The organism is Bacillus sp. FSL W8-0770, assembly GCF_038008705.1.
Taxonomy (GTDB): domain Bacteria; phylum Bacillota; class Bacilli; order Bacillales; family Bacillaceae_G; genus Bacillus_A; species Bacillus_A cereus.
In genome coordinates this window covers 912,852-939,034 of sequence record NZ_JBBOZR010000001.1, presented here as the reverse complement: position 1 = coordinate 939,034, position 26,183 = coordinate 912,852, and the positions used below count along the sequence as shown (strand labels likewise).

Here is a 26,183-nt window from a genome sequence, read left to right as displayed (position 1 = left end):
ATGCAATAAAGTGAAACTTTAATCAGTGGGGGGTTTTGTTCATCCCCCACTGATTATTAGTTGAACCAATCGGACTTTTACGGACAGCCCGACCCCCACCTAACTTCTTTGCTTCCACTGAATTTTGAGGTGGGGGTCTTACTGCCCGTTAAAGCGGGATCAAATTGACCACAAAATAGGAATATGATATATTTTCCGTAGAATACTATATAAGTATGACATCAAATAAAATGGCATATAATAAAAAGAAGAGATGCGCTAACATCTCTTCCTTAACTGCTACCGTATAGGGTGGTGGTTATTACACGTTACTATTTTTTACGAAACCCACCCTTTTGCTTCCTACGGCGCGGAGTGGGTTTTTTGTTGTCCTTACCCAGAAGTTGCTTCCGCAAAAAATACGCTGAAACTTCACGTACAGTCGCTTTTACAAATTCTTTTACAAGGTCAAACAAAAACTCCATATTATCACCCCCTTTCCTTCCAAATGGAAAGAAGGGATAACCACCCACCCTCACAATATGCAGTTACATATATTTTATCAAATGATTGTAAAGATATTATGTAAACAAAACAAATGAAATTTTACATAGAAAAAAAAGCCCTTCTAAACCGGGCTTTTCTATCATCATTATTTAGCGATCTTCTTCAAATCCGAACTTTCTATAATTGAAAGCATATCCACCTTTTATTAAGACGGACCATAACCAATAAGATGAGCAATTATAACTGCTATTAAACCGATTGAGTATTCAATTAGAATTAAAGGAAGAATCCACCTTGCCCACCTTGTCCATGAAATTCCTGCAATTGCTAATCCAGCCATTAGCGTACCACCTGTGGGAAAAATAATGTTTCCAATACCATCCGCGAATGAAAAGGATAATACAGCTGTTTGGCGTGTAATGTCCAATAAATCTGCAAGTGGCGCCATGATAGGCATTGTCAACATTGCATGACCACTACCTGATGCTAAAATAAAATGAATCGCTACTTGGAAGTTGTACATTCCAACAACACTTAAAAAAGGAGAAATATGTTCCATTCCTTCCGATACTTGATACAGTAGTGGGTCTATAATATGCCCTTGATTCAAGACAACTAAAATAGCGCGTGATACACCAATGATTAAAGCTCCCCCGATTAAAGATGCCGATCCTTGTGTAAAAGATTCTACAGTATCATCAAGAGATATCTTGCCGAGAATTGCAATGATTATAGTTAAAATAATAAATAAGGCTGCAATTTCTTTTATATACCACTCGTACTTAATAACACCGAATACAAGAATAATATAGTTGATTAAAAAGGCCGTTAATATCCATTTATGTCTTTTTGTTAACTCTACTTTCGCTGTTAGTAGGCTGTCTTGCTTGTTTGTATCGAATTTTCCGTAAATTCCACTTGCAGGATCCCTCTTTACTTTCATCGCATGACGATAAACGAATGTAACAGCAATTACATATATGACTACGAATAAAACGAGGCGGAACCCCATCCCCGAATACATAGGAAGACCCGCTATCCCTTGCGCAAGCCCAACTGTAAACGGATTCATAATTGCCGTTGTAAATCCAACAGACGCTCCTACTAGTACCATCGCAGTTCCTGTTATCGTATCAAATCCAACCGCAAGAGCTAGCGGAATAAATAGAGGTACATACACTAAAGCTTCCTCAGCCATCCCCATTAATGACCCGCCAAGTGCAAAGAACAGCATGATAATAGGAATCATTAACTTTTCACGGTTAGCGAGTTTTTTTGCCATCGTTGAAACAAGAGCCTCAACTGTACCGGATGCCTTTAATACACCAAAAAAACCTCCAATAATAAGAATAAAAAAGATAATATTAGCAGCTTCTACCATCCCTGTAGGAATGGATTTTACCGTATCAAAAAATCCAAGTGGCGTTGATTCAATCCATTTAAATGAATTTGGATCTACTGTTGTATACCCATTTTTTTCAATCTGTTCATATTTTCCGGCCGGCAATATATGTGTAATAACAGCCGCAATAACTAGCAAGACAAGTAACATTGCAAATACGTTTATTTTCCATTCTTTTTTTTCCTTTTTTTCTTCTGGCTTAAATGAAACTGCCTTCTCTGATACTTGACTCATATACCAATCCCCTTTGCAATAGAGTGAAACTTTAATCATTGGGGGATTTGTTCATCCCCCAATGATTATTACTTTTACAAGCAGCCGGCAGCCTGGTTTCCCCACAACCATGACATACCAAGCTATCCACCAATTCTTTTATTTATAACACGCTATGATTTAACTACCTTTTTACTAATTTCATTTACAAATTGGTTAAATAAACGTTGCTGCAAGACATCCCTTTCCGACATCATTTCTGGATGCCATTGAACCGCTGCTACATAACGATGAGCCTTCGATTCAATAGCCTCTATTACACCATCAAAGGACCATGCACTCGCCTCAAAATCTTTCCCTAATGTTTTCACTGCTTGATGGTGAAAAGAATTAACCATTAAAGATTTTTGGCCAATAGCCTCATAAATTTTCCCCTCTTCCAGAAGATCTACAGAATGAGAGCCTTGCCATTTACGGAACTGTTCTCGAACATGGAAATATTCTGGCCCCATCTCGTGCTCTAAGTCTTGATAAAGAGATCCACCAGCTGCAACATTTAACACCTGTAATCCTCGGCAAATTCCTAAAATAGGAATATCTTTTTCTAAAGCCTGCTTTGCCAGATTTAATTCAAAATTATCTCGTTCTTCCTCTACAGTGCCTATATATGATTTTGGAGTATCACCGTAATAAATTGGATTGATGTCCGCGCCACCAGCCAATAACAATCCATCTAATTGATTAAGTGTGGACTCAATTTGATCCACTCCCTCAATTGGAAGTAGAACAACCGTTGCACCTGCCCTTTGAAGGGAGCGGATGTAGTCATAAGAAAAGAGAGCCATATCTTGACCTGGTAGCCCTCGCAAGCCCTCCTTCCCTATTTCACTATGATCAACATAATACCCAGTAACACCAATTAGTGGTTTCATTTTCTCTCACCTCATAATTTAAATGGTTTCGTTGTCTTTCTCTGTTGAAATTGTATACTCTTAACCTCCCTTTTCTAGCAAGTGGTAAAGAATTAAATATGTAAATTATGACTCTACTCATTTCCCTATTTCTTTACACACCATTGATATAAGCAAATATCGTGCCAACATTAAAATTAAAGTGATTATTTACATATTTTTAAATATTTTGTCGTTTTATCGGTGTTTACTATACTGAAATGTATTATAATTGGTTATTAATTGGTTACATAATGACCAATTAATAACCAACTTTAGACCAATTCCATTCAACTAAAGAGGTGCTCTATGAACAAATTTGAAACCAACCACATTGTATTGATCACCGTTTTAAAAGAAACACGAAAAGCCCTACATCAACAACTAACGGAGATGGTAGGTGATCTCATAGATATCGAAAGTTTTTCTGTAGAAGAAAGTATTCCAAAAGTATTTCATTCTACATTAATCTTGTTACCTAATACATTTACGATAGAAACGGTGAAAGACTTTATTGGGGAAAACTGCGAAGTAATAATAGCAAAACGAACATTAAATTATGAAAACGTAGACCAGCTTTTATTTTTACCAGAAGGAACACAAGCCCTATATGTGAATGATAATCATGAAACAGTATACGAATCAATTGAAACGATGCGTCAATTAGGGCTAAACCATATTGAATATGTCCCATACTATCCTGGAAAAACGAATATACAAATGATCAAGCTCGCAATCACACCTGGCGAACTTGAAATTATCCCTGATTTTGTAGAAAAAGTAATTAATATTGGCCATAGATTAATAGATATTACTACAATCATGTCCATTCTAGATCGATTTCATTTAATGGAGGAATCAGGTAACCACGTTTCTGAGAGATACTATCGAAAAATAGTAGATTTAACAAAGAATTTAGCTAAAGCTCATCGACAACTTCATCAAGTTATTGATGGTGTTGGTGATGGCATACTAGCTATTGATTATGAAGGAAGAATTGTTGTCTTTAATGAATTTCTGGAAAGCATGCTGAAAATAAAAAGTAAAAATGCTATTGGTCATCCGATTGATGCCATTATTGATAATATCGATTTAGTAAACTTCATCCTTTTGAATAAGCAACAAGAAAGCGGAATATTTGTTGTAAACGGCTCGGATGTAATAGTAGAACGCCTACATATAAATGATCAATCGATTATTGTTACTTTTAGAAATGCCCTTAAGACCATCGGATTTGAACGGAAATTGAGAAAAGAATTTGTCAAAAAAGGTTATGTAGCAAAATACAATTTTCATAATATCGTTGGGATTAGCTCTACGATCCAAGACACGAAACAAATTGCCAAAAGGTTAGCTAAGACTGATTTAACTGTATTAATTGAGGGTGAGAGTGGTACCGGAAAAGAGTTATTTGCAAGTGCTATTCATAATGCTTCCCAGCGAAATAGTGGCCCTTTTCTTGCCGTTAACTTTAGTGCTTTATCGGATGATTTAGTCGAGAGTGAATTATTTGGTTATGAAGACGGAGCGTTTACCGGAGCAAAAAAGGGCGGGAAAATGGGATTATTTGAACAAGCAAATGGCGGCACTATTTTTTTAGATGAGATTGGAGATATTAGCCTGAAACTTCAAGCACGACTCCTTCGAGTATTGCAGGAAAAAGAGATTATGCGTGTTGGCGGAAGCCAAATTATCCCGATAGACGTCCGAATTATTGCAGCAACCAATAAGGATCTACTGAAAATGATTCAAGAAAATATGTTTAGAGAAGACTTATACCATAGGCTTAAAGTACTCTTTATACACCTTCCCGAATTACGGGCGCGCCGAAATGACATTGAATTATTAGCTAAACATTTTGTCGCACTATCGGACCCTAAAGTCAAAATTGAACAAGAACTAATTGAAGAACTGCAAGGATATCCATGGTACGGAAATGTACGAGAACTTAAAAATACGATAGATTATATGCTTGCTGTCCGTACCGGAAACCAAATAACAAAAAATGATTTGCCTAATCAACATTATTTTCAAAAGCCTCCACATAAGAAAACAAATAGCGATCAGGCAGAAAATATTAAACCCTTTTCTTCAAATTCAAACGCTCTTGATCAAGAATCACTTTTCATCCTTACCCTTATCATGAATTATGAAGAAAAAGGAAAGGCAATCGGACGAAGAATTATTTCTGAAAAGAGCCAAGAAGTCGAAATGAAATTAACTGAGGCACAGGTTAGACACCGATTGAACTTCCTGAAGATGAAAGGGTATGTGGAAATAAAAAAAGGTAGAGCAGGGATTCATTTAACAAGAAAAGGGTTGGAGATTCTACGTAGTCTTTAGTCAAGGTTCGGATTTTCAGATACATAGAGGCTGTTTTATAAACGGATGAAACCGGATTATAAAACAGCCTCTTTATTAATGAGCATTTTTCCCGATACTTCTTATATTCTATGTAGCTTACATAGTTAATCACTGTTGTGATGGTTCGTTGAATAAATTATCCCTTAACATTTTTCAATTGTAGTATTTGACCTTTTTCTACGTCCCTTGAAGAAAAGATGTTCAAAATCATTTACTGCACATAGTCATACAGATTTTTCGCTAACAATAAACAAGTTACTGTAATGAAAAGAGCACGAACATACCCGCTTCCTTTTTTTATAGCGAATTTGGATCCAACAATCCCTCCAGCAATTTGAGCAATCCCCATTATAAAACCATACACATAGTTTACTTGCCCTACATACATAAACATCAACAATGCACCAACATTACTTCCTAAATTAAGAAGCTTCGCATTACCTGCTGCTTTTAAAAAATCATACCCAATAAATAAAAGAGCGAACATTAAAAACGAACCTGTGCCAGGCCCTAGAAATCCATCATAAAAACCAATAACAAAAATAAAAAAGGTAAAAATAATGACGTGTCGACCAGATAATTTCTTATGAGTAGAAATACTACCCCAATCCTTTTTAAATATCGTATAAATAGCGACTGCACCAAGCATTACCAACATCAATGGCTTCAGTACTTCTGGGTTCATTAAATGAACGGTCCATGCACCTACTATAGAGCCTATGAAAGTGATTGGAAATAATTTCAAAGCCGATTTCAAATCAAGATTACCAGAACGATAAAACACAATATTACTAGTTGCACTCCCCATTGTTGATGCTAGTTTATTCGTGGCTACTGCACTTGCCGGATTCAGCCCTGTAAATAATAAAGCTGGTAAGGCAATGAGTCCACCACCACCTACAACTGAATCAATAAATGCAGCCACAAACCCAAAAACAATCAAAATAATTAATATAGACGGGTCTAAATACAAATCCATACTAGTAGCCTCCCCTTTAGTCACTATTGTAATAGTAACTATCAATTTGCTAAATGTAAAGAGTTATTGTAACGTTGAAATATAACAGCAAACATCGGAGGACGAAAAAAGTGGATCACATAGTACAACAGCTTAAAAAAATTGGTTTTAATGAATATGAAGCTAAATCTTATGTATCTCTTGTTAAACAGGGGCCTGCTACAGCCTACCAAGTGAGTAAGGATTCAGGTGTCCCAAGAGCACGAATTTATGAGATTTTAGGTAACCTTGTAGAAAAAGGAATTGTCATGAAAGAAGATATAAATGACACCACTCGCTATTCACCTCTACCTGTTGAAATCTTTTTACAGAAAGCTCAATCAGAATGGCAGTCTACTTATGAAGGAATCAGTGATTCATTAAAAAAACTCGAAACTTCCGAGGAAAAGACGGATAATCGAGTGATTACTTTAAAAGACAACAAAACAATCATTAGCTATTGTCAGGCACTAATAAAAAAAGCAGAACAACGTATTGTCATTTCAATGTGGGATGAGATGTATGAAGCGTTAAAAGAGGAACTATGTGAGGTAGCTAATACAGTTTCAGTACAAGGTATTACCTTACATGTTGAAAATCCAATTAAAAATCTAGAAGCTCATCGTATCACACCTTATACAGAAACCCTCTCTACAGAACATTGGTTTATTTTATCGATAGATTCTAAAGAAATGATTTACGGACCATCAATTGAAGAGCGTAATATTGCTTTTTATACAGATGACCCCGTTCATATATACTTACTAGAGGATTATGTATGGCACGATGTTTTAGTAAATCGACTTGTCCGACGTAGCCAAGACGACTTGGAGCAATGGATTACTGCAGAGAGACGATCTTTCTTTATGGGGAAATAAGAAAGATATTCAAAGAATCAAAGAATAAAGCATAAGTTAATGAACTGAAAAACTTATGCTTTATTTGCAAAGTCATACTCAAGTCTTTCAACTATTTCCCCTCCACAAACCGTCCAAACTCCTTCAAAAACCTCAGCTTAAAACTCCCCACAGGTCCATTCCGATGCTTCGCCACATGAATCTCCGTCATCTCTTTCTGCTTCGTTTCCTTATCGTAATAATCTTCACGATACATAAGCATAATGACATCCGCATCTTGCTCAATTTGTCCGGTCTCTCTTAAATCAGATAAAAGAGGTCGCTTATCTTGACGTGCTTCTACCGAACGAGACAATTGCGACAACGCCACTACACAAACATTTAATTCACGCGCCAATACCTTAAGCTTACGAGAAATCTCACTAATCTCTTGAAATCGATTACCCTTATGCTTCGGATCGCCCGTAATAAGCTGCAAGTAATCTACAATGACTAAAAGTTTTTTCTCCCCATGCTTCCTCTTTAACTTACGAGTTTGCATCCAAATATCTTGCACCGTAACACCTGCATTGTCGTAAATCTCAAATGGCAGTTCACCAATCTCCGCAAATGCCTTACTCACCTTTTCCCAGTCCTCTATCGCAAAACGATGCTTCGGATTTTTCAGCCTACCTCCTGACACCTCACCTACGCAAGACGCCATCCTTTTTAACAATTGCTTATTACTCATCTCTAATGAAAACAATCCAACCGCCGATCCAGACTTCGCCGCATGCATTCCAACATTTAGCGCAAACGCAGTCTTCCCCATAGAAGGACGCGCACCAAGAACGACAAAATCACCTTCCTGAAGTCCACACGTCATTTTATTGAGCGATATATAACCAGTCTCAATACCAGTAATCTCTTTCGCATCTTGATGAAGCTCTTCATATAAATCAACTAGCGCATCCTTCAAATCAAACTCACATACAGAGTCTTTCTCCTCTAATTCACAAAGTGCCGTAATCGTCTCACCAATAATCTTCTCATTCTTCTCCGCAATAAGACGCTCTCCCATCTTGTGCCCGAGAACACCCGCCTGATACATTTTCCAGGCACCTCGAACAAGCCCCTCATAATAAGAGAAGTTGGCAGTTGTAGGCACACCATCCATTAATCCTATAAAATACTCCATGCCCCCGATCCCCTCTAAAAACTTCGGATCTACCCTAGAAATGAACGTCACAAGATCAATCGGTTGCCCCTCTTCTTCCATTTTTCGCATTAACTGAAATATAGACTTATGCACCGACAGAGAAAAATACTGCTCCGTCAAACGGCACTCCTTAATAAGCTCTCCATCAATTAGTAGAGAACCTAATACCGTCTTTTCCGCCTCCACATTTTGAATACTCATGGACGCCACCCGCGCTCCGCTAAAAAGCGCTGCAACTCTTCCTCAGACGGCGCATTCTTCTCCCACTCCTCACACCTCGCCAAAAACTCCTCCGTCTCCCCCGTACTAACAGACGACTCCTTCTTCCTAAAGCTCGCCGTATCCGCCTCAACTTCAGAAACTTTCGTAAAACCTTTCCCGTGCCACCCTCTCAAAATGCCCTTCACATAAGCAACCGTCCGCTTATTATTCTCAAACGCAATTTGAAGAGCCTTCAGCACAAGCTCCTCTGACAAATCTTCCATCCACGCACTCAGTTCCTCCACAGTATGCGGAGACAAACTACCGAAATGTTGCTCATAAAAAGAAAACACGCGACTTCCCGTCTCTTCCTCTATAACCTCTTCTTCCTCTGTCTCCTCACAAATCGGCTCAACATCATCCACAGTCAAATCACTCGGCATACCGAAATGCGCTAAAAGCATCGGAACACTTAGCTCTTCCTCAGCGCACTTCTGAAGAAACATATGTACAAACTCCTTATTCTTCACACCCTTAAGCTCACGAAGCACACACTTCTCCACATTCGTATTCGTCACAGGATTATAACGAAGCCAATTTAAAACGAATAACTCCCGCGTATCCGCATCATAAAGAATCTTCCCATAATCAATGAAGCGCTGCACAAGCTTATCAACAGTCTCCCTGTTATAACCCGTCTCCATCTCAGCTAATCGCTTCGGAAAAGGAAAAATCCCACACTGCGTCGTCTTCGAACAAGTCAACAAGTACACATAAAAATACCGCTCCTCCGGCGTCAAATCCAAAACAAAATCATCCTGCCAAAAATTCACCTGCACAGTACGATACACCGCCATCAAAGTTCCTCCCGTCTCCGTTCAAAAGTAAAAGCCCCTTCATAATATATATGGGAGGATGGCAGGGTTTTTGGCGTATTATTTCAAAATTTTTTTCGACTCCTACTACGGTGTTTGTTGGTGTTTTTGTTTTGTTATGTTTTTTCTTAGTGATTTATTACTTGGTAGGGGCTTGTAAGGGGCTTAGGAGGGGCTAGTTATCGGTTTACTTCGATTAGAAAGACCCATCTCCACATTCTACTTAAACCAATTAAATGAATCCACAAATCTAATAAAAAACATATTAAATTCCAATAAAAAAGACCATATCAAAAGCATACTCCGATGTCATTTTGATACAGCCCCATCTATATTCGCTTAATAATTTTAGAAACATAAAGATATTAAAAATTTAATATACCTACAAAACATTACCGTCCTTTATATAATCATAGATCTTATTATCAATTGATTTCTCCATAATCATATTCATCGTAACAACAGGTAGTTCTTTTCCATTTTTATCTTTCATTTCAGTTTGTTCTACACTTGCTTTATCAGGTGTCGCTTTTCCTAAATAGTAAAAGTCGCTTCCCTCGTCATCATCTTTTTTCACAAAAATATGGACGTCAATATTATTTTCTTTAGCATCAATAATTGTTTGAACTTCCTTTGATTTTAATGTTCTATTACTTCTTGTATACCATTTAAGAACATCTTGATTAAGGAATTCATCACCGTAGTCCACACTGGATTCTACCTCATCATTTTTATGGTATGTGATAAATATTGGACAAGTATAGTACTTTGTCTTATAACCATACATAGTTGAGCTCTCGTCATTATGCCAATTTAAAAGTTTACACACATCTTTTCTTGAGTATTTTTTATATACAGTAAGGTTACTATCACACTCATAGTTTTTGCTCTTTTTCCTTGCACTTTTAATAATGTCCATAACCATACGCTTAAAGTATTGATTTTGTTCTAAGCTTTTTCGGATAGAATCATTAAACATATACATCTTATCGTCCTGTAAAGAGAGAATTGGCTTTTCTCCATATTTCTTTTGACTGTTTTGTGAGAAAAACTCTAATTCAAAAATTCGTTGTACTGAAGTAATCGTTTCATCATCTGTTAAGCAATTAGATTCTTCAAGTTGTTTTATATACTCATCCTTATCAACTTTTTCTTGCTTTAATAATAAGTCTAACAAAACGATTTCGTTTTTACGTTTTCCATTCAATACTTCCAATGAAAACATCGTTAAAACTTTATTTTCGTACTCTGTTAATGCAGGGACATCTTCTTTCATTTTCAATAAGAACTGATAATAGTTCGAATATCCTTCTGCAAGTACAACTGGATCAATAGAATGGTTTACTATAAAGTCATATAGATATGGAGTTCTTCCTATTCTATTTTTCAACTCAGCAAAAGCTTCCTTCAATACTTTCATTGCTGTTAAATTACTATTGTTAATCGCTTTAAAGATCTGCTTTTTCGCTATCTCTTCAAAGTTAACTGTTGAAATACCTTTAATATAACTCGTGTCATTTGTATATCTACGTATATTATCTTTATTTTGTGATCTATCTCCTGAAAGGGCAATCGGAATTAAATAGTTATTTTTATAGTTTCCAATAAAATCAATAATCGTAACAAAATCTTTCGAATCGTGTTTTCGAAGTCCACGCCCTAACTGCTGTATAAAGATAATGCTTGATTGAGTTTGTCTCAACATAACAACTTGGTTCACACTCGGAATATCAATACCTTCATTAAAAATATCTACTGTTAAAATATAATCCAGTATGCCATTTTCTAATTGATTCACCCGCAGTTCTCTTTCCTCTTGGGAATGATCGCCGGTTAATGCAAATGTGCGAAAACCTCTATTATTTAAGGCATGTGATAATTGTTCTGCCTCATCTTTTCGGCTGCAAAACATTAGTCCTGTTACTTTCTCACCAGAAAAACCATAATATTTTACTTTTTCAACTATATGATCTACTCGTTCTTCCGTAACAAGTTTAGATAAAACAGTAGTGTCATCTATCTTTTCACCATTATATTCAAAATCAGTTACTCCAAAATAATGGAAAGGACAAAGCATATCTTCTTCAAGTGCTTCTTGCAATCGAATTTCATAAGCAATGTTGTAATCAAATAGCTCATAAATATTAAAATTATCTGTACGTTCAGGTGTAGCGGTCATTCCCATTAAAAATTTCGGTTTAAAATAATCAATAACTCTATGATAAGAACCAGCACCTGCTTTATGAACTTCATCTATTAAAATATAATCAAATAACCCAGGATCAAATTGCTGTAAATTTTCTTCTTTTGAAATGGTTTGGATCGTCGCAAATAAATATTTAGCATTTATTTGTTTATTTGACCCTGATAAAATTCCAAAGTCCTCATCTATCCCACCAAGAACTTTTTGAAAATCGGATTTCGCTTTATTTAATATTTGCTCTCGGTGAACAATAAATAACATCCGTTTAGGTGCAAAATTTCTGACATCAAATGCTGAAAGATATGTCTTCCCCGTTCCTGTTGCAGAGATAACTAAGCCTTTTTCTTTTCCGGCGTCTCGAATAGCTTGTATTTCTTGTAACGCAGCTTGTTGCATTTTATTTGGGGTAATTTTCAAAGCTTCTTCAATTGAATTGTGATATTGACCAGGTAATTCTATAACTCGATCTAGTAACTTATTTTCTGCAGCTTGCTCATATATTGTTTCGTAATTTGCAATCAACTCTTCGGTTAATACTTGAGAATGCTCCCAAACTTCTTCAAATTGGTTTTTAAAATGCTGTACAATCTCTCCATCTTCATGCGATGTTAACTTAACGTTCCATTCATAGTTTACCTTCAAAGCATGTGCAGTTAGATTTGAACTACCGACAATTAATGAACAATGTGTTTTATTATCAAATATGTATCCCTTTGAATGAAAACCAGATAAATTTGTTAATCTTACTTCTACATTTTCAAGTTTCATTAACTCTCTAAACACTTTTGGTGTATTAAAGTTTAAGAATGTAGATGTTAATATACGTCCTTTAACCCCTTTTTGTTTAAGATCAAGGAAATGTGATTTTAAAGTCGCTAGCCCGCTTTCTGTAATAAAAGCTACTGAGAAAATAAAAGATGTACTATTTTCTAGCTCCTCCAATAATGAGCTTAAAACATTTTCATTTTTTTTCGTATTGTTTACTAATAATTTCGGCTTATATATTCCAGGATGATTATGTTTTTGATCAATAAACCCTTTATATAAAGACCCCTCTAATTTTTGAATAAAATTCTCCATATGATCACCATTTATGACAATTTTTTATATTAATTGTATTACTCACTGATTTAAAGTGCAAATTTATTACAAATATAAAAAACTATCCGTATAAAACGAATAGTTTTTTTCAAATTACTTTACAATCGATTCTTTTGATAATTTCTCAATAGTCGGGATATCCGCAGGTGCCCACTCTAAAGCTGCTAGTTCATTCGGATATAACCATTTAATTGCTACGTGCTCAGTTAGAACCGGACTTCCTTCAACAAGTTTACAATAGAAAGTTTTCAAATGAACAATACCAAAATCATACTCATAGGCTGTATAATCAATTTGCTCACCAATCTGCACGCTACAATGCATTTCTTCATCAATTTCACGCTTTAACGCCTCTTGAGGTGTTTCTCCCTCTTCTATTTTCCCACCTGGAAATTCCCACATAAGAGGTAGCGATTTAGATGGTCCTCTTTGTGCACATAAAATTTTCTCATCTTGAACAATTACTGCTCCAACAACATAAATATTTTTCTTCATTATGTCCTCCTTAAATCTCACAGAAACTCTATACTTTATGTTTCCACACTTTATAGACTGAAAAATGCCTTTTATATCTTTTAACGACTAATATATTTTTAATCAGTAAGCTAGATTTTATCTATCCCTATCTAGCCCTTTTAATACAATTAGCCTAACACTCTCATCTCTTTTATATTATATAGAAGTAACTACAAAAATAAAGCCTGATTGAATACTTCCCTCTTAAGCCTCTTTTTTCACCATTTCCTCATACCTAAAATGACACTCCTCCAAAAACCCCCTACTCTCCCCACTATCCTTATAAAAACTCTCCCACCCCCGCTCCCTCAAAATCCCCTTCCAACTCTCACTCTCCACCATCTTCTTAATCACACCATCCCAATAAGCAACCTCTTCCTCCGTCATATCTTTCGGGCCCATAATTCCTTTCCAGTGCTGGAATATGACGTTGATTCCTTGTTCTTTCCATGTTGGGATTTCTGGTAGGCGGTCTAGTCGTTTTGGTGCGGATACGGCTAGTATTTTTATTTTGCCGGCTTTGTATTGTTTTTCGGCTTCGGATAGGGTCATGGTTGCGGCGCTGATTTGTTTGTTCGTTAGGGCGTTTATGATTTTTTCTTTGTTTTCGTAGACGAAGAATTGTAGTTCGGCAGGGTTTATGCCGAATGCTTTGCTTACTTGTACGAATGATAGGTGATCGTCGTTTCCTAGGCCTGGTGCAACGCCGATTTTGAAGTTTTTCTTGTTTTGTTTTAGTTGTTCCATTAGTTGTTTTGCGTTTTCTATGTTTGATTCTTTCGAGACGACAACGACTTCCCAGTCCGATGCAAGTGTTGCGAGCGGCGTGAAGTCTTTATATGTTAGTTTACTGTGGCCTAGTAGGTTGTTCGTTATGAGTAAGCTTGAGTTAATCGCTAGTACGTGACCGCCTTTTTGTTTCGTATATTTCCATCCGACATCACCGCTGCCACCTACTTTGTTTGTAACAATGATTGGTTTTGTGAAGATTTTTTCTTCTGTTAGCGTTTTTTGCATCGCTCGTGCCGTTAAGTCCCATCCTGCTCCTTGAACGTTTGGTGCAACGATTTCTACTTCTTCTATGTTCACTTTATTCTTTTTCTTTTTTTCTACAGAACAACCAGCTATTACTCCTGTCATGATCCATATACATAGTAATAATCGTTTTTTCATAGTCCTCGTCCTATGCGATATTTCCGTTCTGGTCGTCCGATGATGCCGTATGTGTATTCTACTGTGCATTCGCCGGTCGCTACTAAGTATTCTAAATATCTTCTTGCGGTTGTTCTGGAGGCACCCATTTGTTCTCCCATTTCTTCTATTGTAATGCCCTCTTCGAATCCTTTTATAATCCCTTTCACTTTTTGCAGTGTTAACGGATCCACACCTGTCGGTAAGTTTTTTATGTCTTGTGTTTGCGAAATGCCGAAGAAGTTATCGATGAGTGCTTGATTCACTTCATTGTTACTATGTAATAATTGTTTCTTTCTTTTATAGTCTTCAATTGTGCGGACGAATTTTTCTAACGTGACCGGTTTTATAAGGTAGTTGCTTACGCCGTTTCGAATTGCTTTTTCTAGCATATGGTTTTCATTTGCCGCCGTAACCATAATGACGTCAACGTTTGGAAAGTCGGCATGGATTTTCGGCAGTAAGTCTGTTCCGATTCCGTCTGGTAAATAATTATCTAATAGAAGTAAATCGATTTCTTCCCTTTGTAGTAGTTCCATCGTTTCTTTCGCGTTCAATGCCTTTCCAATCACTTTTACGTCCTTTATTTTTGATAAAAACTCTTCCTGAATTTGCGCGACGCGGAAATCATCCTCTGCAATTGCAACCTTCAACATATGCCCATCCCCCTGTTTGTCATGTACTTTCTCTCAATGTTTTCGGAAGGTAAATTGTAAAAATCGCTCCCCCATTTTTCTCGTTTTGAATTTCAATTGTTCCCTCTAGTACATCTACCATTTCTTTCATGTTTGCTAGTCCGTAACCACGATCATTTCCTTTCGTTGAAAACCCTTTTTGAAAAATGGTCGTGATTTTTTCTGCCGGTATCCCAGCTCCACTATCTATCACTTCAAATACAATGTCGTGCCCAATATCCGTAACGAAGAAGGAAACTCTCTTTTCCTCTCGTTCACTCACCGCATCAAATGCATTATCGATTATGTTTCCAAGGATCGTAATAAGGTGTGATACTTTTATATGGTCTGGTAACGGATGAAGCGCACTATCTCCTTCAATATGAAAATCAATTTTCTTCTCAGATGCTGTTCCGATTTTTCCTAATAAAATTGCTTGTACTTTTGCATCATGAATTTGATGGAATAAAATATGATTTTGGCTTTGATGAATATTAGATTCTTGCTGGATAAATTCAATCGCCTCTTTGTAATGTCCTAACTGAAGTAATCCTGATAAAACGAAAAGCTTATTTGTAAATTCATGTGTTTGAGCGCGTAAGTCCTCAGAATACTTTCTTACCTCAGATATTGTGTTCACAAGGTTTTGCAGTTCTGTTTTATCTCTAAAACTACATACAACTCCTACCGTACTGTTATTTTCAAGTATCGGTGTCATGTTTAAAATAAACACTTTATCTTGAAACGCGATTTCTTGATCGTTTTCTAGCACTCTTTCCATATTAAATTCCGGTAAAACTTTTGAAATGTGCTGCTGCATATAATCACCATTTACATGTAGCATTTCTTCTGCCGAGGTGTTCATCATCGTAATAAAACCGTTTTGATCAATAGCTATAATTCCTTCTTTTATAGATAGTAATATCGCACTTCTTTCATGGTATAGCGCTGCGATTTCATTCGGCTCTAAACCGAGTGTATCTTTACGAATGCTACGTGCTAAAAGAATGCCACCAACAATTCCAGCTAGTAATACAGCTAAGGAAAAGAGTATAATTTCTTTCGTTCTACTCAATATGTTAGATTCAATGCCTTTTATTAAAAACTCTACTGTCACAACGCCTACTACTTGATCGTAATCTCCGTTATGAACAATAATGGGTGCTTTCGCCATTAAAACTGGACCGCTTGTACCATTTCCTTCGAGCGTATAATAACCACCAAAAGTGAGTGCCTCATAGTTATATGAATTGTTACTCTTTGTTCCAATCAACTCAGAATTAGAATGTGAATACATAACCCCATAACGATCTTCTATAATTACATAATCTGCACCAGCTTGCTCCCGAACTTGTTCCGCAATGGATTGAATCGTATTTTTATGCTCGTTATTTTGAAAAGCATCTTTTATAGCTGGCATAAAAGAAAGCGACTTCGCTGTTTGTAGTGCTAGCTGCTCCACTTGGCGCTTCGTATCAACGGACTGAATGTAAACAAATATTCCTGCTAATAGGAGAACAACAAATAAAATTAACGTAATAATTAAGCTTACTATTTTCGTTTGCAATGACACTTTTCGTGATTTCTTCATACTTCATATCCTTTGATAAAATATTCTAAACTATCAATCTCCTTTTTCTATTATTATGACAAAACGAATAAGGAAGCAACTATTAAAACTCTCCATGTACATAAAGTACAAAAAGAATAAAATTGTCATAATATTGAGATTTTATTCTACAGACAGTACAATTCAACTATAATGAACACGCTTTCATAATTATCATTTTATTTATAAGCAAGAGGAGGAATTATTATGGCTCAAGCAAAATCTAATCGAGTCGCCGGCAATATTTTCAAAGGTTCTGTCGGCAATTTAATTGAATGGTACGATTGGTACGTTTACTCTGCTTTCGCTGTTTACTTCTCAGCAGAGTTCTTTCCTAAAGGAGATCCAACGAGTCAGTTACTCAACACAGCAGCTATTTTCGCAGTTGGGTTTTTAATGCGCCCTATCGGAAGTTTATTAATGGGACGCTATGCAGATCGGCACGGACGCCGGGCAGCATTAACACTTTCGATTACGGTTATGGCCGGTGGTTCTTTAATTATTGCCTGTACACCTAGTTACGAAAGTATCGGTATTATGGCACCAATTATTTTAGTTCTTGCCCGTTTACTACAAGGATTATCACTTGGCGGAGAGTACGGAACTTCTGCCACATATTTATCTGAAATGGCTAGTAGTGGTCGCCGCGGCTTTTATTCAAGTTTCCAATATGTAACGCTCGTTGCTGGGCAAATGGTTGCGTTAGGCGTTCAAATTGTTCTTCAGCAATTGCTAAGCGAACCCGATATGAAAGCTTGGGGCTGGCGCATTCCGTTCATTATTGGAGCGATGGGCGCAGTAGCTGTATTATGGCTTCGCCGCACGATGGATGAATCGGAGCAGTTCGCAAACATAAAATCACAAAAACGCGAAAGTGCAGGAACTGTTCGCGCTCTTATGAAACACCCGAAAGCAGTATTAACAGTAGTCGGCCTAACATTAGGAGGCACTGTCGCATTCTATACGTACACAACATATTTACAAAAGTTCATGGTAAACACAGTCGGTCTTCCGAAAGAAGTTGTAAGCTGGATTAACTTTGTCGCACTACTTATTTTCGTCGTACTTCAACCAATTGCAGGACTACTATCCGATAAAATTGGAAGACGCCCACTATTAATGGCATTCGGTATTCTCGGAACATTACTAACAGCACCAATCTTCTTCTTTATGGAAAAAACGACAGAACCAATCGTAGCATTTTTACTCATGATGGTCGGTCTCATTATCGTTACTGGTTACACATCGATTAACGCAATTGTAAAAGCAGAACTCTTCCCAACTGAAATTCGCGCACTCGGCGTAGGTTTACCATATGCACTAACAGTCGCGATATTTGGCGGAACAGCTGAGTTCATCGCATTATGGCTAAAGAGTATCGGAATGGAGTCACTATTCTACTTCTACGTAGCTGGATGTATCGCGATCAGCTTTATTACGTATTGGCGTATGGATGAGTCATCGAAGACTTCGCAGATTGAGGCAGAGCTTGGTGGTGGGGATACATTAGTTAATAATAAGTCTAGTTAAAATTATGTATTCTGTGTTCTTCGTTTATCTGAACTCGATGAATCTCTTTCTTGGCAGGGTAAAGATGTTGTTGGTGCTTTAGAGGTAAGATTAGGATTTACCATTGATGTAAAGGTAACTGTGAATGGAGCGCCACAATACAAAGTACATAATAGCAAGGATAAAAGATACTATGTATCAGCAATTGAAGCCTATTTGTATGTAAAGTAAGAGGTATAAAAGGGCATCCACTTAAATGATACTTTTTAATTTAAATCAACAAAAGAGACCGCAAATGTTAGGTCTCTTTTGTTGATCATTCTCCATATGTAACTTTCTCTTCACTTACTCCAAGCTAGATAACATGGTTCATTGAAATATTCAATCTTAAAGAAGGCTTGTTCTTCAAAAAATTCATTTCTTGCCCTCAGAATCTAGCAAAGTAGCTATTCAATAAATTTTTTCTCTGAATCCAAAAATTTATAAAACCTATTTAACAAATCTTCCTTCGTAGTTGGGGTATCTTGGGGCATATAAGTAATAAAACTTGTCATATCTTCAGGATAATCATGTCTATCATAAAACTCTGCAATTCTATTTAATAGTTCATCCTCATCAGTAATCTTTTCTTTTAACTTAGATAAGTAAACGAATCTGAGTTTACTTATCTCATTCTGTAATTCTTTACTATTTTCTTCTAGATTAGGAAAGTGGAAATCTTTAATTTCAAACAAAATTTTATCTAAATCACTAGAATCTATTCCCCAAGCTAGTTCATTAACAAAAGCTTCATCATCACCGGCTTCCATTAGTTCCACCGCATAATCAGAAATGACATTCGGTTCGAAATATTTTTTATTTACACCGGTATAAATAGTTTTCCAATCATACTTAAGACCTTTGTTCTTAAAATCTATTAAATCCATATAATTCTCCTTTTACTTTTTGGGAACTTGATTTGGTTTCCCTGTAACAGTACCATTTTCAATAAATCTTCTATGACTTACATTTCCATTTGGTTCAACAATCCACTCAAAGACACCTTTTTTACCACCGTTGCTTCCTTCTATTTGGAAGAATATTCTACTAATACGATCTCCTCCTACTAATGGAAATTCATCAGCAAATCTTGAGTAATTATCAACAATATCAGAAAAGCCATGTTCCTTAGGGACATGAGGAAACTCTTTTACTATGATAGGCTTTCCTTTTTCATCTCTTCCCCAAATAAGTTTTACTTTATCAATCTTTTCTCCACTTCCAACTCGCTTTCCATCAATAACAGGTTCCTCTAATTCCTCAATTACTTTTGGATTATCTCCGCTGGTTTTATTGCTGGTATTATCCATCCCTTTAGTAGCATTTTCCTCTTTATTAAGTTTACCATTCTCTTTAACTTTATTAATACGCTCACCAGAAGATGGAGAAGACTCGAATTTTTGAAGAGTATCCTTAGCATTTTGAATCGATTTATCCCAAACCAATCCACCATGTACAACAACACCAGCCGCTGTAGCAACTGCATCTAATGGAAGAACAATTGGTGATGCTAACCCACCACTTCCTACTTCTGCGACAAGTGTTAAGAAATTAGCCCCACCTACTAAAGATGTAGCCATGTTGCAAGAAATTTCAAATCACAGCACAACACAAATCACACTAAAATACATTGGTATCAACAAAGAAAAAAAAGATAATATTCTTGATACATTTCAAATTTAATTTATTTAGAATTACTATTTTTTAATTATATTTTCGAAAAAACGTTAGATTATACATTTTTTCTTTGTTATATTTAAAGAATAATTGGAGTATTAAAATCAACTGATAGAGGTGTTTGCGTGGAATTATTTGAGTATTATAAAAAAAAGGGGAAGTTTAAGTGTTTAATTGGAACTGGGCTTTTTCTTTATGGATTAATTGGTATGTATAATACTTGGGGTAACATTAATTGGGGACCAGTAATCTTAATTATTATAGCTTCTCTTGTATTTTTTAGTATTGGATTTTGGCAATTAAGCAAAGGAAATTTACTAGAAAAAAATATAGTTAAAAATGATTTAACATTTTGGGATATTGATACTTATGTTTTGTTAGAATTACCCAGCAATAATAAACATTTAGGTTTATATACTCCTGATGGAAGATATGTAGCAGGAACAAAGATGATTTCTTCAACATTACCTATTTTAAAAAATAAAGAAGTTTTTGGATTAGAAGCAAGTGATGGAGAAATTCTTGCATACTTTCATAGTGAAATTGAAAATTATGATTGGGCTATTTATGATTCAAATTATAATTGTGTAGGTATGTTTAAAGAAAATATGATACAAGGATTTGGAATGGTACGTGGTTCTTTAATAAATGAAAAAGAGATAAAACTTTCTGAGATAGAAGTTGAATTTGATTTTTTTGAAACATCTTTTCGTACAATAGATGATCGTATATTAATAAACTGTAAAAAAGGATATATGCCTTTAGAATGGAGTGAAAAATTCGGATTAAATGTACCTATTATTAAATTAGGTAATAATATTTCTAATGCTGAAAAGATATTTGGTTTAGGTATTCTTATTTATATTTTAGAAACTATTAAAGTAAGAAAAAGTAGGATTTTTAATGATTAGAATTAAATTATTATAAAATTTATTAAATGTTTTATTAAGAATCACCAAAAGTGAAAGTAGCTCTAAAATCAATTTTTATTGTATATTTTGGAGCTACTTTACGTTTACTTTTTAAAATTAATAAGCATGTATTACCAAAACCAACTAGAAATAGAATTGGCAAACAGGTAAAAATCAATTGCCATTTTTTATAGCTTTGTATGTATTTGAATTCCTTTTGCTTTCTCTTCTTTACCCTTCACACGTACAATTAAATCATATGATCCGGGTTTTGGCGCTTCAAAAGAAAGCAAACCTTCTTTTTGAGAAGTGACTTCTTCTTCATAAATGACCTTATCATCTTTTGTGACTTGCAATAAAATCGTACCTTCTTCAACTGCTGCCTCATAAGGAATTTCCACATTTCCTTTTTCAGCTTTAAGCGTTTGTAAATCGTAATACCCCTGCAAAGAACCAATTGTTAAAGTCGTTTCGCCATTTTTTTGAACCTTTGTGACTTTTGTTGCTGTATTACATGCGCTTAACAATACAACAAGAGTCAAAATGAGAAATGAACGAAGTAATTTCATAGAGAGTCCCCTTCCTTTAAATATATATGTCTTAACATTCATTCATTAACTATTTCAAAAACACTAACAGCTTAAAAAAATCACCGTGTTTCTTCAACTTCTTTTTTAAATAATTTTTGAAACTCTAATTCTGTTTCATTAATAAAACCAAGATGTAAAACACTAGAAATATCTTCATGATTCAAAAAGAAATTATACTCCGAAGAAATATTACCATGAGGAAAATAACAACATACATAATCCCATGTTCTTTTTGTTTCAGAATCCATCTGTTTTCTTCCATAAACCATTAATGGATGTTCCCAATCTTTAAACATTACAACAGAACCTATTGGAAGTAATTCTAACTCTAAATTTTGTACCATCTTAGTTTCCCCTTCTTAAAATAGCCTTTTTTATAATGAAATAAGTAATAGAAAACAACAAACAAGTACCAATTGTACCAAAAACTGCAACCGAAATGTTACCTGCTAATGTTTCATTTGGATCCAATGCATTAGGTAAAATTGTACCAAAAATTGCAATACAAGCTAATATAATCATAAGATATTTAAAATTTTTCACTTTTTTATTCATACTAATTATCTCCTTTATTCCTTAACACTAACTTCTAAACCAAATCCCCATAAACCTACACCAGGACCAAATGGTGCATGGAATTTGAATCCGCTTTTTCCAGCTTCAAAAGATCCCCCGAGTGTTCCAAGCGATGCTGATCCCCCAATTTGTAACTTTTTATCCATAAATGGAATAGGAATTTTTATAGCACTCTCATATTTTACTAGAGTAGCTTCAGCTCCTATATGTAAGTTTCCATTTTCCACATGAGCACCTAACTCTGCAGTAGCAATCGCTACTTTAGCCTCAGCTCCTATTCCAAATCCTTTAATATTCTCTTGTTCTATTCCAGCTTGGGCTACTGTAAAACCAACCATAGGTCCATAGGTTTGTTCTCTCTTTTCTTTATCTTTTACATCAAATCTATCATAAGTACGAGAACTTACAAATGGCTCTGCTTCAAGTGTAAGACCTTTAATAAATATACCACCATATCCCTTTTCCTCAGTAAATGATTTTTCATACTTTTTACCATTTATTATACTACCAATTCCTTTTACAACTACTCCCGTAACTGTTGCTACTCCATTAGCTGTTTCCTCAGCTTTTTCCTTTACCTCTTTTGAATCCATCAAAAACCAATCATTTTTAACAGCTTCTTTTTCAATTTGAACAGCATGAACTTTATCTTCTGATTTTTTTTGAATAGCCACCGTCCATTCCATATTTAATTCTTTCACACTAAATATCCCTGTTAAAGCATTAAAACCTTTTCCACTTTGGACTTCCGCAAGACCTGCAGCAATACTCGCTGCTAATTGAATTGCTGTACTATAATTATTACTAGAGGTCTGATTGAATTGATACAAATGATCCAGCTTTTCTTGCAGTTTTTTCCTCATAACAATAAAAAGATTTACCATAGCATCCATACCCGGAATTGGCATAGCTTGATTGACAGCTTCCATACTTGTTTTCATTCGGTCAATTTCTCGAATTTGTTCTAACACTTCTTGTTCAATAACATCAGTTGAAGCTACCTGTGATTGAAATTGACTTGGAAAGGCATTATTCTGACGGATTAGTTCTTCACATAAGTAAATAATTCCTTGTGCTAGAGGACGAAAAGTTTGTACAAAAAATGATTTTGCACTGCTATACGTTTGCCCTTGTAACACAGTATCAATTGCAAAAGCATCAATCGACTGAATCGCTTGTTCCATACCTTGAATGGTGGCCGTACATACAGCATTCATACTTTGAGTTTGGTTCTGTACTTCTCCCAAATACATATTTAAACTCATGAATTAGCCTCCTTTACTAATTGTTGTTGCTGATATGAAAGGGCGTTTTCTAAATTACTAAGATCTCGTTTCTCTTTAAACAATGTTTCTTTTTTGTTTTCCAATTCAAATGTTACTTTTCGTTCAATATGTTGTGCATCTTGATACGTATTCATAAAAAACTGGGACATTTCTCTATCACCATGCCAAGTTCCTAAAATTCGTTCAAACAAACGACGATTTCGACTCCTACATTCATAAAAATCTGCTTCCGCTTGTTCCTGAGCTTGAATCGCGAATTGATTTCGGTCCTGTTCTTCAAATACATTTCGTAACTTTAGATTTAACTCTTTAATTTTATTTTCAATATCTTGACCCATCTTTTTCCTCCTACTATTTTACTTTACGTAGGTTGTCACATCAGCGAAAAGTATTGTGAAGTTCGTTATCCATTCTCTCAAATTCTTTAGCTACCGAATGAATATTATCAACCGCTTGCTGGAAGGCAGCGGAAAATTGTTTCGTCAAGTCTAAAACTTGCTGATTCGCTTCTTGTGATTTGAAATTAACAGACAACGTTGTACGCGCCGCCTTTGTTATAGAACGACTGGTTGCACTTTGAATCCTATCAGAGGCTGATCCCATTTGCGTTGCTGTTTGTAAATTACTTTGAAATTGTCCCATTCTTTCAAACCCTTTCTATAAGTTTTCCAAACGCATCAAAGAAATCTCATTAAATATATACCCCTATCAATCGCTCGCTAGGCATGCAATCAAATGAGCCATACAATATAAGCTGTATGGCTCATTTGAAATGCTTGTTATATAGAATAAAGCGTTTTTAATTCAAACCGAAATTACGTGATAATTCTTCATCATGAGAAGCAACAGCCTCTGCAGTTTTATTAAGCTGCATATTAATTTCTTGTAATAGCTGTGCAAAGTTTTGTACCTTTGGCTTTAATTGATTGAACTGTTGGTCAAAACCTTCAAAAGCACGTCCTTCCCATTCTCCTCTTAATTCATTTTGTAAGTTTTGTAGTTGACTTAAAATGTCCTCAATTTGATTTGCACCTTGTCCATATCGAGCCGCTTTCGATTTAAGCTCCTCTGGTGACATACGAATTTGTCCAGCCATTTTCATTTCCCCTTTAATACATAATGAGCAAAATATATATTGGTTAATTTTACTAAACATATTATAATCTATTATTCTGAACTTTTAAACGTTTTATCTTTCTACTGAATATTAGAATATGAATATTCAATTCTAATCATTAAATATCCTACTTTTTCTTGCTTTACAAGATTTCATGAAAAAAAGACCACCAAAAGGCAGTCTCTCAAAATTCAACCCTATTCCTAATCCCGCACTCCACCGCATTCCCATACAAATACTTCGCAACGATAATATCTACTACAGCCAAACCAACTGATTTGAAAATAATAATCTCTTCATCATTTTCGCGTCCAGCTTTTCCCCTTATAATTTAACCAATTTCGGCGTAGAGATTGCTAGTTTTATCAAAATTTGAAGGTTACCTGTTTCTAGATCCTATTCAATTAAGCAATCCTACAAATGCCTCTTTTTCCTCATCTATAAAACCTTCAAATACAATTTCTTCAATAGCATCATGATTAAATAGAAATGTATAATCAGGATCAATATATCCTTCTGGATAAAAACAGCCAATATAGTCATACATTACAGGTTCTTCAACCATAAGTAGTTGTTTTCTCTCGTAAATTACAACCTTTTTTGTCCCTCCTATTTTTTCTATCCTTTAACCAACTATAAGAAGAATGCGATTATATACTTGAAATGCAACAAATTCTCTTTAAAAGCCTATACGTATTTTCCCTCCATCTTCTATATGCTTCCGTAAATAATAATACTTATGGAGTTCTATAATCATATAAAACAAAGCAAACGAAAACACTGTGCATGCAGACATAAATACAATTGCCCCCATCTGTTGTGTTGCAATGCTAAGAATTATATTAGCAATTAACTGCCCCGATCCTGCTGCAATAGCTGCTACTTTTACACCACCAGTTCCTTTCGCTGATTTTGATTTTTTTCTTAGTTCCTGAAGTTTTTCAATATGATTTTTATAAAAATAATACAAAGCAAAACCATACAAACCAAATGAAAGAATAAAATAGATGGGAGTTTGTAATTGTAACACTTCATAAGCATATTTTTGAGTTATAACCAATAATCCGACTGAACATATGGCGCCATATACTCCCCGAAATAGATTGTATTGTAACTGTCGTTTCCGAGGATTGATAGCAATCCATATCGCCCACAAATTTAAAAAAACAACTGGAGGAGTTACTATATATACATAGAGTAACCGAAAAGGATTCGCAAACGCAGGCAAAAGAACAAACACGTCTGCCCCCAAAAGGACAAGAACAATTACGTGGACTCTTATTTCATTTACAGGATAAAGAGCCATATAATGTGCAAAAGCTTTCTTATTAAAATCTATACTTTTTTTCATGTTAATTAAACCACCCTGCTATTGTTCCGATCATTAAAAGTTTCATAGCTATTTATTCTCCTTTTTTCTAAATTTATCCATAATATTATAAGCAACTATATTCCATAGTAAAGAAAGTACGGTAACAAAAAGTACAGCTAAAGAAAAATAAATCCTATCCTTCCATGTATCATGTACAATCATGCCTAGTATAATCATTATTAACGCACCAACACATATAACTATTTTTGAAAATTTTTGCATTCTATTATCTCGCTTCCTTCTCAAACTTAAATGAAACTCCTGCGGAA

General features: G+C 35.3%; 25 protein-coding genes and 4 pseudogenes. 6 read left to right on the top strand and 23 right to left on the bottom strand.

Going from position 1 to position 26,183, the window contains the following annotated elements; all coding sequences use genetic code 11:
- Nucleotides 1–311 precede the first annotated feature (311 nt).
- The 3 genes from NST27_RS04885 to NST27_RS04875 all read right to left on the bottom strand — a co-directional run bounded on the left by NST27_RS04885 (nucleotide 312) and on the right by NST27_RS04875 (nucleotide 3,033).
- On the bottom strand, nucleotides 312–464 hold the full coding sequence (locus NST27_RS04885) for a hypothetical protein (protein WP_000394757.1): 153 nt from the start codon (nucleotides 462–464) through the stop codon (nucleotides 312–314).
- 227 nt (nucleotides 465–691) lie between these two features.
- Entirely contained in the window at nucleotides 692–2,122 is a 1,431-nt protein-coding gene (locus NST27_RS04880) for a YfcC family protein (protein ID WP_000084619.1), read from the bottom strand.
- A 152-nt stretch (nucleotides 2,123–2,274) separates the two neighbouring features.
- Nucleotides 2,275–3,033 carry a gamma-glutamyl-gamma-aminobutyrate hydrolase family protein gene (locus tag NST27_RS04875; protein ID WP_000803246.1) on the bottom strand — a complete coding sequence of 253 codons (759 nt, stop codon included), beginning with the start codon at nucleotides 3,031–3,033 and terminating at the stop codon, nucleotides 2,275–2,277.
- A gap of 327 nt (nucleotides 3,034–3,360) precedes the next feature.
- Here NST27_RS04875 and NST27_RS04870 point away from each other — a divergent pair, with 327 nt between their 5' ends.
- Nucleotides 3,361–5,394 carry a sigma 54-interacting transcriptional regulator gene (locus NST27_RS04870; protein ID WP_047385691.1) on the top strand — a complete coding sequence of 678 codons (2,034 nt, stop codon included), beginning with the start codon at nucleotides 3,361–3,363 and terminating at the stop codon, nucleotides 5,392–5,394.
- A gap of 232 nt (nucleotides 5,395–5,626) precedes the next feature.
- Here NST27_RS04870 and NST27_RS04865 read toward each other — a convergent pair whose 3' ends face one another.
- Entirely contained in the window at nucleotides 5,627–6,394 is a 768-nt protein-coding gene (locus NST27_RS04865; RefSeq protein WP_000366894.1) for a TSUP family transporter, read from the bottom strand.
- A gap of 110 nt (nucleotides 6,395–6,504) precedes the next feature.
- On the opposite strand from NST27_RS04865, the gene NST27_RS04860 reads away from it, so the two are divergent.
- Nucleotides 6,505–7,290, top strand: a complete 786-nt coding sequence (locus NST27_RS04860; RefSeq protein WP_000349596.1) for a TrmB family transcriptional regulator — start codon at nucleotides 6,505–6,507, stop codon at nucleotides 7,288–7,290.
- Between the two features lie 91 nt (nucleotides 7,291–7,381).
- Here NST27_RS04860 and dnaB read toward each other — a convergent pair whose 3' ends face one another.
- The 7 genes from dnaB to NST27_RS04825 all read right to left on the bottom strand — a co-directional run bounded on the left by dnaB (nucleotide 7,382) and on the right by NST27_RS04825 (nucleotide 16,819).
- On the bottom strand, nucleotides 7,382–8,668 hold the full coding sequence (gene dnaB, locus NST27_RS04855) for a replicative DNA helicase (protein WP_000027297.1): 1,287 nt from the start codon (nucleotides 8,666–8,668) through the stop codon (nucleotides 7,382–7,384).
- Nucleotides 8,665–9,525, bottom strand: coding sequence for a DnaD domain-containing protein (locus tag NST27_RS04850; protein WP_000312172.1), 861 nt, complete (start codon nucleotides 9,523–9,525; stop codon nucleotides 8,665–8,667). Before NST27_RS04850 ends, dnaB begins: the two co-directional genes overlap by 4 nt.
- A 400-nt stretch (nucleotides 9,526–9,925) precedes the next feature.
- Entirely contained in the window at nucleotides 9,926–12,826 is a 2,901-nt protein-coding gene (locus tag NST27_RS04845) for a DUF3427 domain-containing protein (RefSeq protein ID WP_000427029.1), read from the bottom strand.
- Between the two features lie 114 nt (nucleotides 12,827–12,940).
- Nucleotides 12,941–13,342 carry a (deoxy)nucleoside triphosphate pyrophosphohydrolase gene (locus tag NST27_RS04840; RefSeq protein ID WP_000739608.1) on the bottom strand — a complete coding sequence of 134 codons (402 nt, stop codon included), beginning with the start codon at nucleotides 13,340–13,342 and terminating at the stop codon, nucleotides 12,941–12,943.
- Between the two features lie 225 nt (nucleotides 13,343–13,567).
- Nucleotides 13,568–14,536 carry a tripartite tricarboxylate transporter substrate binding protein gene (locus NST27_RS04835; protein ID WP_000746658.1) on the bottom strand — a complete coding sequence of 323 codons (969 nt, stop codon included), beginning with the start codon at nucleotides 14,534–14,536 and terminating at the stop codon, nucleotides 13,568–13,570.
- On the bottom strand, nucleotides 14,533–15,210 hold the full coding sequence (locus NST27_RS04830; protein WP_000921550.1) for a response regulator: 678 nt from the start codon (nucleotides 15,208–15,210) through the stop codon (nucleotides 14,533–14,535). Before NST27_RS04830 ends, NST27_RS04835 begins: the two co-directional genes overlap by 4 nt.
- A 19-nt stretch (nucleotides 15,211–15,229) precedes the next feature.
- Nucleotides 15,230–16,819, bottom strand: a complete 1,590-nt coding sequence (locus tag NST27_RS04825; RefSeq protein WP_000749658.1) for an ATP-binding protein — start codon at nucleotides 16,817–16,819, stop codon at nucleotides 15,230–15,232.
- Nucleotides 16,820–17,044: 225 nt separating this feature from the next.
- On the opposite strand from NST27_RS04825, the gene NST27_RS04820 reads away from it, so the two are divergent.
- Nucleotides 17,045–18,367 carry an MFS transporter gene (locus NST27_RS04820; RefSeq protein ID WP_000035824.1) on the top strand — a complete coding sequence of 441 codons (1,323 nt, stop codon included), beginning with the start codon at nucleotides 17,045–17,047 and terminating at the stop codon, nucleotides 18,365–18,367.
- Between the two features lie 39 nt (nucleotides 18,368–18,406).
- Nucleotides 18,407–18,577 (top strand): annotated as a pseudogene (locus tag NST27_RS29510) (N-acetylmuramoyl-L-alanine amidase); the annotation flags it as partial.
- Nucleotides 18,578–18,792: 215 nt separating this feature from the next.
- Here NST27_RS29510 and NST27_RS04815 read toward each other — a convergent pair.
- Both NST27_RS04815 and NST27_RS04810 read right to left on the bottom strand, forming a co-directional pair.
- Nucleotides 18,793–19,272, bottom strand: coding sequence for a DUF2247 family protein (locus tag NST27_RS04815; protein WP_000364135.1), 480 nt, complete (start codon nucleotides 19,270–19,272; stop codon nucleotides 18,793–18,795).
- Nucleotides 19,273–19,284: 12 nt separating this feature from the next.
- Nucleotides 19,285–19,956: pseudogene (locus tag NST27_RS04810) on the bottom strand (hypothetical protein); the annotation flags it as partial.
- On the opposite strand from NST27_RS04810, the pseudogene NST27_RS04805 reads away from it, so the two are divergent.
- Nucleotides 19,949–20,068, top strand: a pseudogene (locus tag NST27_RS04805) (tyrosine-type recombinase/integrase); the annotation flags it as partial. The pseudogenes NST27_RS04810 and NST27_RS04805 overlap by 8 nt on opposite strands.
- 119 nt (nucleotides 20,069–20,187) lie before the next feature.
- Nucleotides 20,188–20,973, top strand: coding sequence for a hypothetical protein (locus tag NST27_RS04800; RefSeq protein ID WP_000418486.1), 786 nt, complete (start codon nucleotides 20,188–20,190; stop codon nucleotides 20,971–20,973).
- Between the two features lie 188 nt (nucleotides 20,974–21,161).
- Here NST27_RS04800 and NST27_RS04795 read toward each other — a convergent pair whose 3' ends face one another.
- The 10 genes and pseudogenes from NST27_RS04795 to NST27_RS04750 form a co-directional block, all read right to left on the bottom strand.
- Nucleotides 21,162–21,542 (bottom strand): BA_1872 family lipoprotein, encoded by a 381-nt coding sequence (locus NST27_RS04795; protein WP_000771855.1) that lies wholly within the window; start codon nucleotides 21,540–21,542, stop codon nucleotides 21,162–21,164.
- Between the two features lie 80 nt (nucleotides 21,543–21,622).
- Nucleotides 21,623–21,907 carry a DUF4176 domain-containing protein gene (locus NST27_RS04790; RefSeq protein WP_000250500.1) on the bottom strand — a complete coding sequence of 95 codons (285 nt, stop codon included), beginning with the start codon at nucleotides 21,905–21,907 and terminating at the stop codon, nucleotides 21,623–21,625.
- A gap of 1 nt (nucleotide 21,908) precedes the next feature.
- Nucleotides 21,909–22,118 (bottom strand): hypothetical protein, encoded by a 210-nt coding sequence (locus tag NST27_RS04785; RefSeq protein ID WP_001036917.1) that lies wholly within the window; start codon nucleotides 22,116–22,118, stop codon nucleotides 21,909–21,911.
- A gap of 14 nt (nucleotides 22,119–22,132) precedes the next feature.
- A complete protein-coding gene (locus NST27_RS04780) occupies nucleotides 22,133–23,404 on the bottom strand; it encodes a T7SS effector LXG polymorphic toxin (RefSeq protein ID WP_000056068.1) in 1,272 nt (423 codons plus the stop codon).
- The gene (locus NST27_RS04775) at nucleotides 23,401–23,763 is read right to left on the bottom strand and encodes a DUF3958 family protein (RefSeq protein ID WP_000529428.1); all 363 of its coding nucleotides are present in this window, start codon (nucleotides 23,761–23,763) and stop codon (nucleotides 23,401–23,403) included. Before NST27_RS04775 ends, NST27_RS04780 begins: the two co-directional genes overlap by 4 nt.
- A 40-nt stretch (nucleotides 23,764–23,803) precedes the next feature.
- Complete coding sequence (locus tag NST27_RS04770) at nucleotides 23,804–24,067, bottom strand: TIGR04197 family type VII secretion effector (protein ID WP_047385684.1); 264 nt, start codon at nucleotides 24,065–24,067, stop codon at nucleotides 23,804–23,806.
- 157 nt (nucleotides 24,068–24,224) lie between these two features.
- On the bottom strand, nucleotides 24,225–24,521 hold the full coding sequence (locus NST27_RS04765; protein ID WP_000918592.1) for a WXG100 family type VII secretion target: 297 nt from the start codon (nucleotides 24,519–24,521) through the stop codon (nucleotides 24,225–24,227).
- 205 nt (nucleotides 24,522–24,726) lie between these two features.
- Nucleotides 24,727–24,906: pseudogene (locus tag NST27_RS04760) on the bottom strand (ornithine cyclodeaminase family protein); the annotation flags it as partial.
- A gap of 36 nt (nucleotides 24,907–24,942) precedes the next feature.
- Nucleotides 24,943–25,164, bottom strand: coding sequence for a DUF4176 domain-containing protein (locus NST27_RS04755; RefSeq protein WP_050541178.1), 222 nt, complete (start codon nucleotides 25,162–25,164; stop codon nucleotides 24,943–24,945).
- Between the two features lie 57 nt (nucleotides 25,165–25,221).
- Nucleotides 25,222–25,893 (bottom strand): hypothetical protein, encoded by a 672-nt coding sequence (locus tag NST27_RS04750; RefSeq protein WP_000748166.1) that lies wholly within the window; start codon nucleotides 25,891–25,893, stop codon nucleotides 25,222–25,224.
- Between the last annotated feature and the right edge of the window lie 290 nt (nucleotides 25,894–26,183).

What these genes read in the sequence shown, in the direction of transcription:
- NST27_RS04840 (WP_000739608.1), bottom strand. Translation starts at nt 13,342, where the DNA reads ATGAAGAAAAATATTTATGTTGTTGGAGCAGTAATTGTTCAAGATGAG.
- NST27_RS04865 (WP_000366894.1), bottom strand. Translation starts at nt 6,394, where the DNA reads ATGGATTTGTATTTAGACCCGTCTATATTAATTATTTTGATTGTTTTT.
- NST27_RS04825 (WP_000749658.1), bottom strand. Translation starts at nt 16,819, where the DNA reads ATGAAGAAATCACGAAAAGTGTCATTGCAAACGAAAATAGTAAGCTTA.
- NST27_RS04850 (WP_000312172.1), bottom strand. Translation starts at nt 9,525, where the DNA reads ATGGCGGTGTATCGTACTGTGCAGGTGAATTTTTGGCAGGATGATTTT.
- NST27_RS04835 (WP_000746658.1), bottom strand. Translation starts at nt 14,536, where the DNA reads ATGAAAAAACGATTATTACTATGTATATGGATCATGACAGGAGTAATA.
- NST27_RS04765 (WP_000918592.1), bottom strand. Translation starts at nt 24,521, where the DNA reads ATGGCTGGACAAATTCGTATGTCACCAGAGGAGCTTAAATCGAAAGCG.
- NST27_RS04885 (WP_000394757.1), bottom strand. Translation starts at nt 464, where the DNA reads ATGGAGTTTTTGTTTGACCTTGTAAAAGAATTTGTAAAAGCGACTGTA.
- NST27_RS04775 (WP_000529428.1), bottom strand. Translation starts at nt 23,763, where the DNA reads ATGGGTCAAGATATTGAAAATAAAATTAAAGAGTTAAATCTAAAGTTA.
- NST27_RS04790 (WP_000250500.1), bottom strand. Translation starts at nt 21,907, where the DNA reads ATGGTACAAAATTTAGAGTTAGAATTACTTCCAATAGGTTCTGTTGTA.
- NST27_RS04875 (WP_000803246.1), bottom strand. Translation starts at nt 3,033, where the DNA reads ATGAAACCACTAATTGGTGTTACTGGGTATTATGTTGATCATAGTGAA.
- NST27_RS04845 (WP_000427029.1), bottom strand. Translation starts at nt 12,826, where the DNA reads ATGGAGAATTTTATTCAAAAATTAGAGGGGTCTTTATATAAAGGGTTT.
- NST27_RS04770 (WP_047385684.1), bottom strand. Translation starts at nt 24,067, where the DNA reads ATGGGACAATTTCAAAGTAATTTACAAACAGCAACGCAAATGGGATCA.
- NST27_RS04830 (WP_000921550.1), bottom strand. Translation starts at nt 15,210, where the DNA reads ATGTTGAAGGTTGCAATTGCAGAGGATGATTTCCGCGTCGCGCAAATT.
- NST27_RS04880 (WP_000084619.1), bottom strand. Translation starts at nt 2,122, where the DNA reads ATGAGTCAAGTATCAGAGAAGGCAGTTTCATTTAAGCCAGAAGAAAAA.
- NST27_RS04815 (WP_000364135.1), bottom strand. Translation starts at nt 19,272, where the DNA reads ATGGATTTAATAGATTTTAAGAACAAAGGTCTTAAGTATGATTGGAAA.
- NST27_RS04780 (WP_000056068.1), bottom strand. Translation starts at nt 23,404, where the DNA reads ATGAGTTTAAATATGTATTTGGGAGAAGTACAGAACCAAACTCAAAGT.
- NST27_RS04750 (WP_000748166.1), bottom strand. Translation starts at nt 25,893, where the DNA reads ATGAAAAAAAGTATAGATTTTAATAAGAAAGCTTTTGCACATTATATG.
- NST27_RS04795 (WP_000771855.1), bottom strand. Translation starts at nt 21,542, where the DNA reads ATGAAATTACTTCGTTCATTTCTCATTTTGACTCTTGTTGTATTGTTA.
- NST27_RS04820 (WP_000035824.1), top strand. Translation starts at nt 17,045, where the DNA reads ATGGCTCAAGCAAAATCTAATCGAGTCGCCGGCAATATTTTCAAAGGT.
- NST27_RS04785 (WP_001036917.1), bottom strand. Translation starts at nt 22,118, where the DNA reads ATGAATAAAAAAGTGAAAAATTTTAAATATCTTATGATTATATTAGCT.
- dnaB (WP_000027297.1), bottom strand. Translation starts at nt 8,668, where the DNA reads ATGAGTATTCAAAATGTGGAGGCGGAAAAGACGGTATTAGGTTCTCTA.
- NST27_RS04870 (WP_047385691.1), top strand. Translation starts at nt 3,361, where the DNA reads ATGAACAAATTTGAAACCAACCACATTGTATTGATCACCGTTTTAAAA.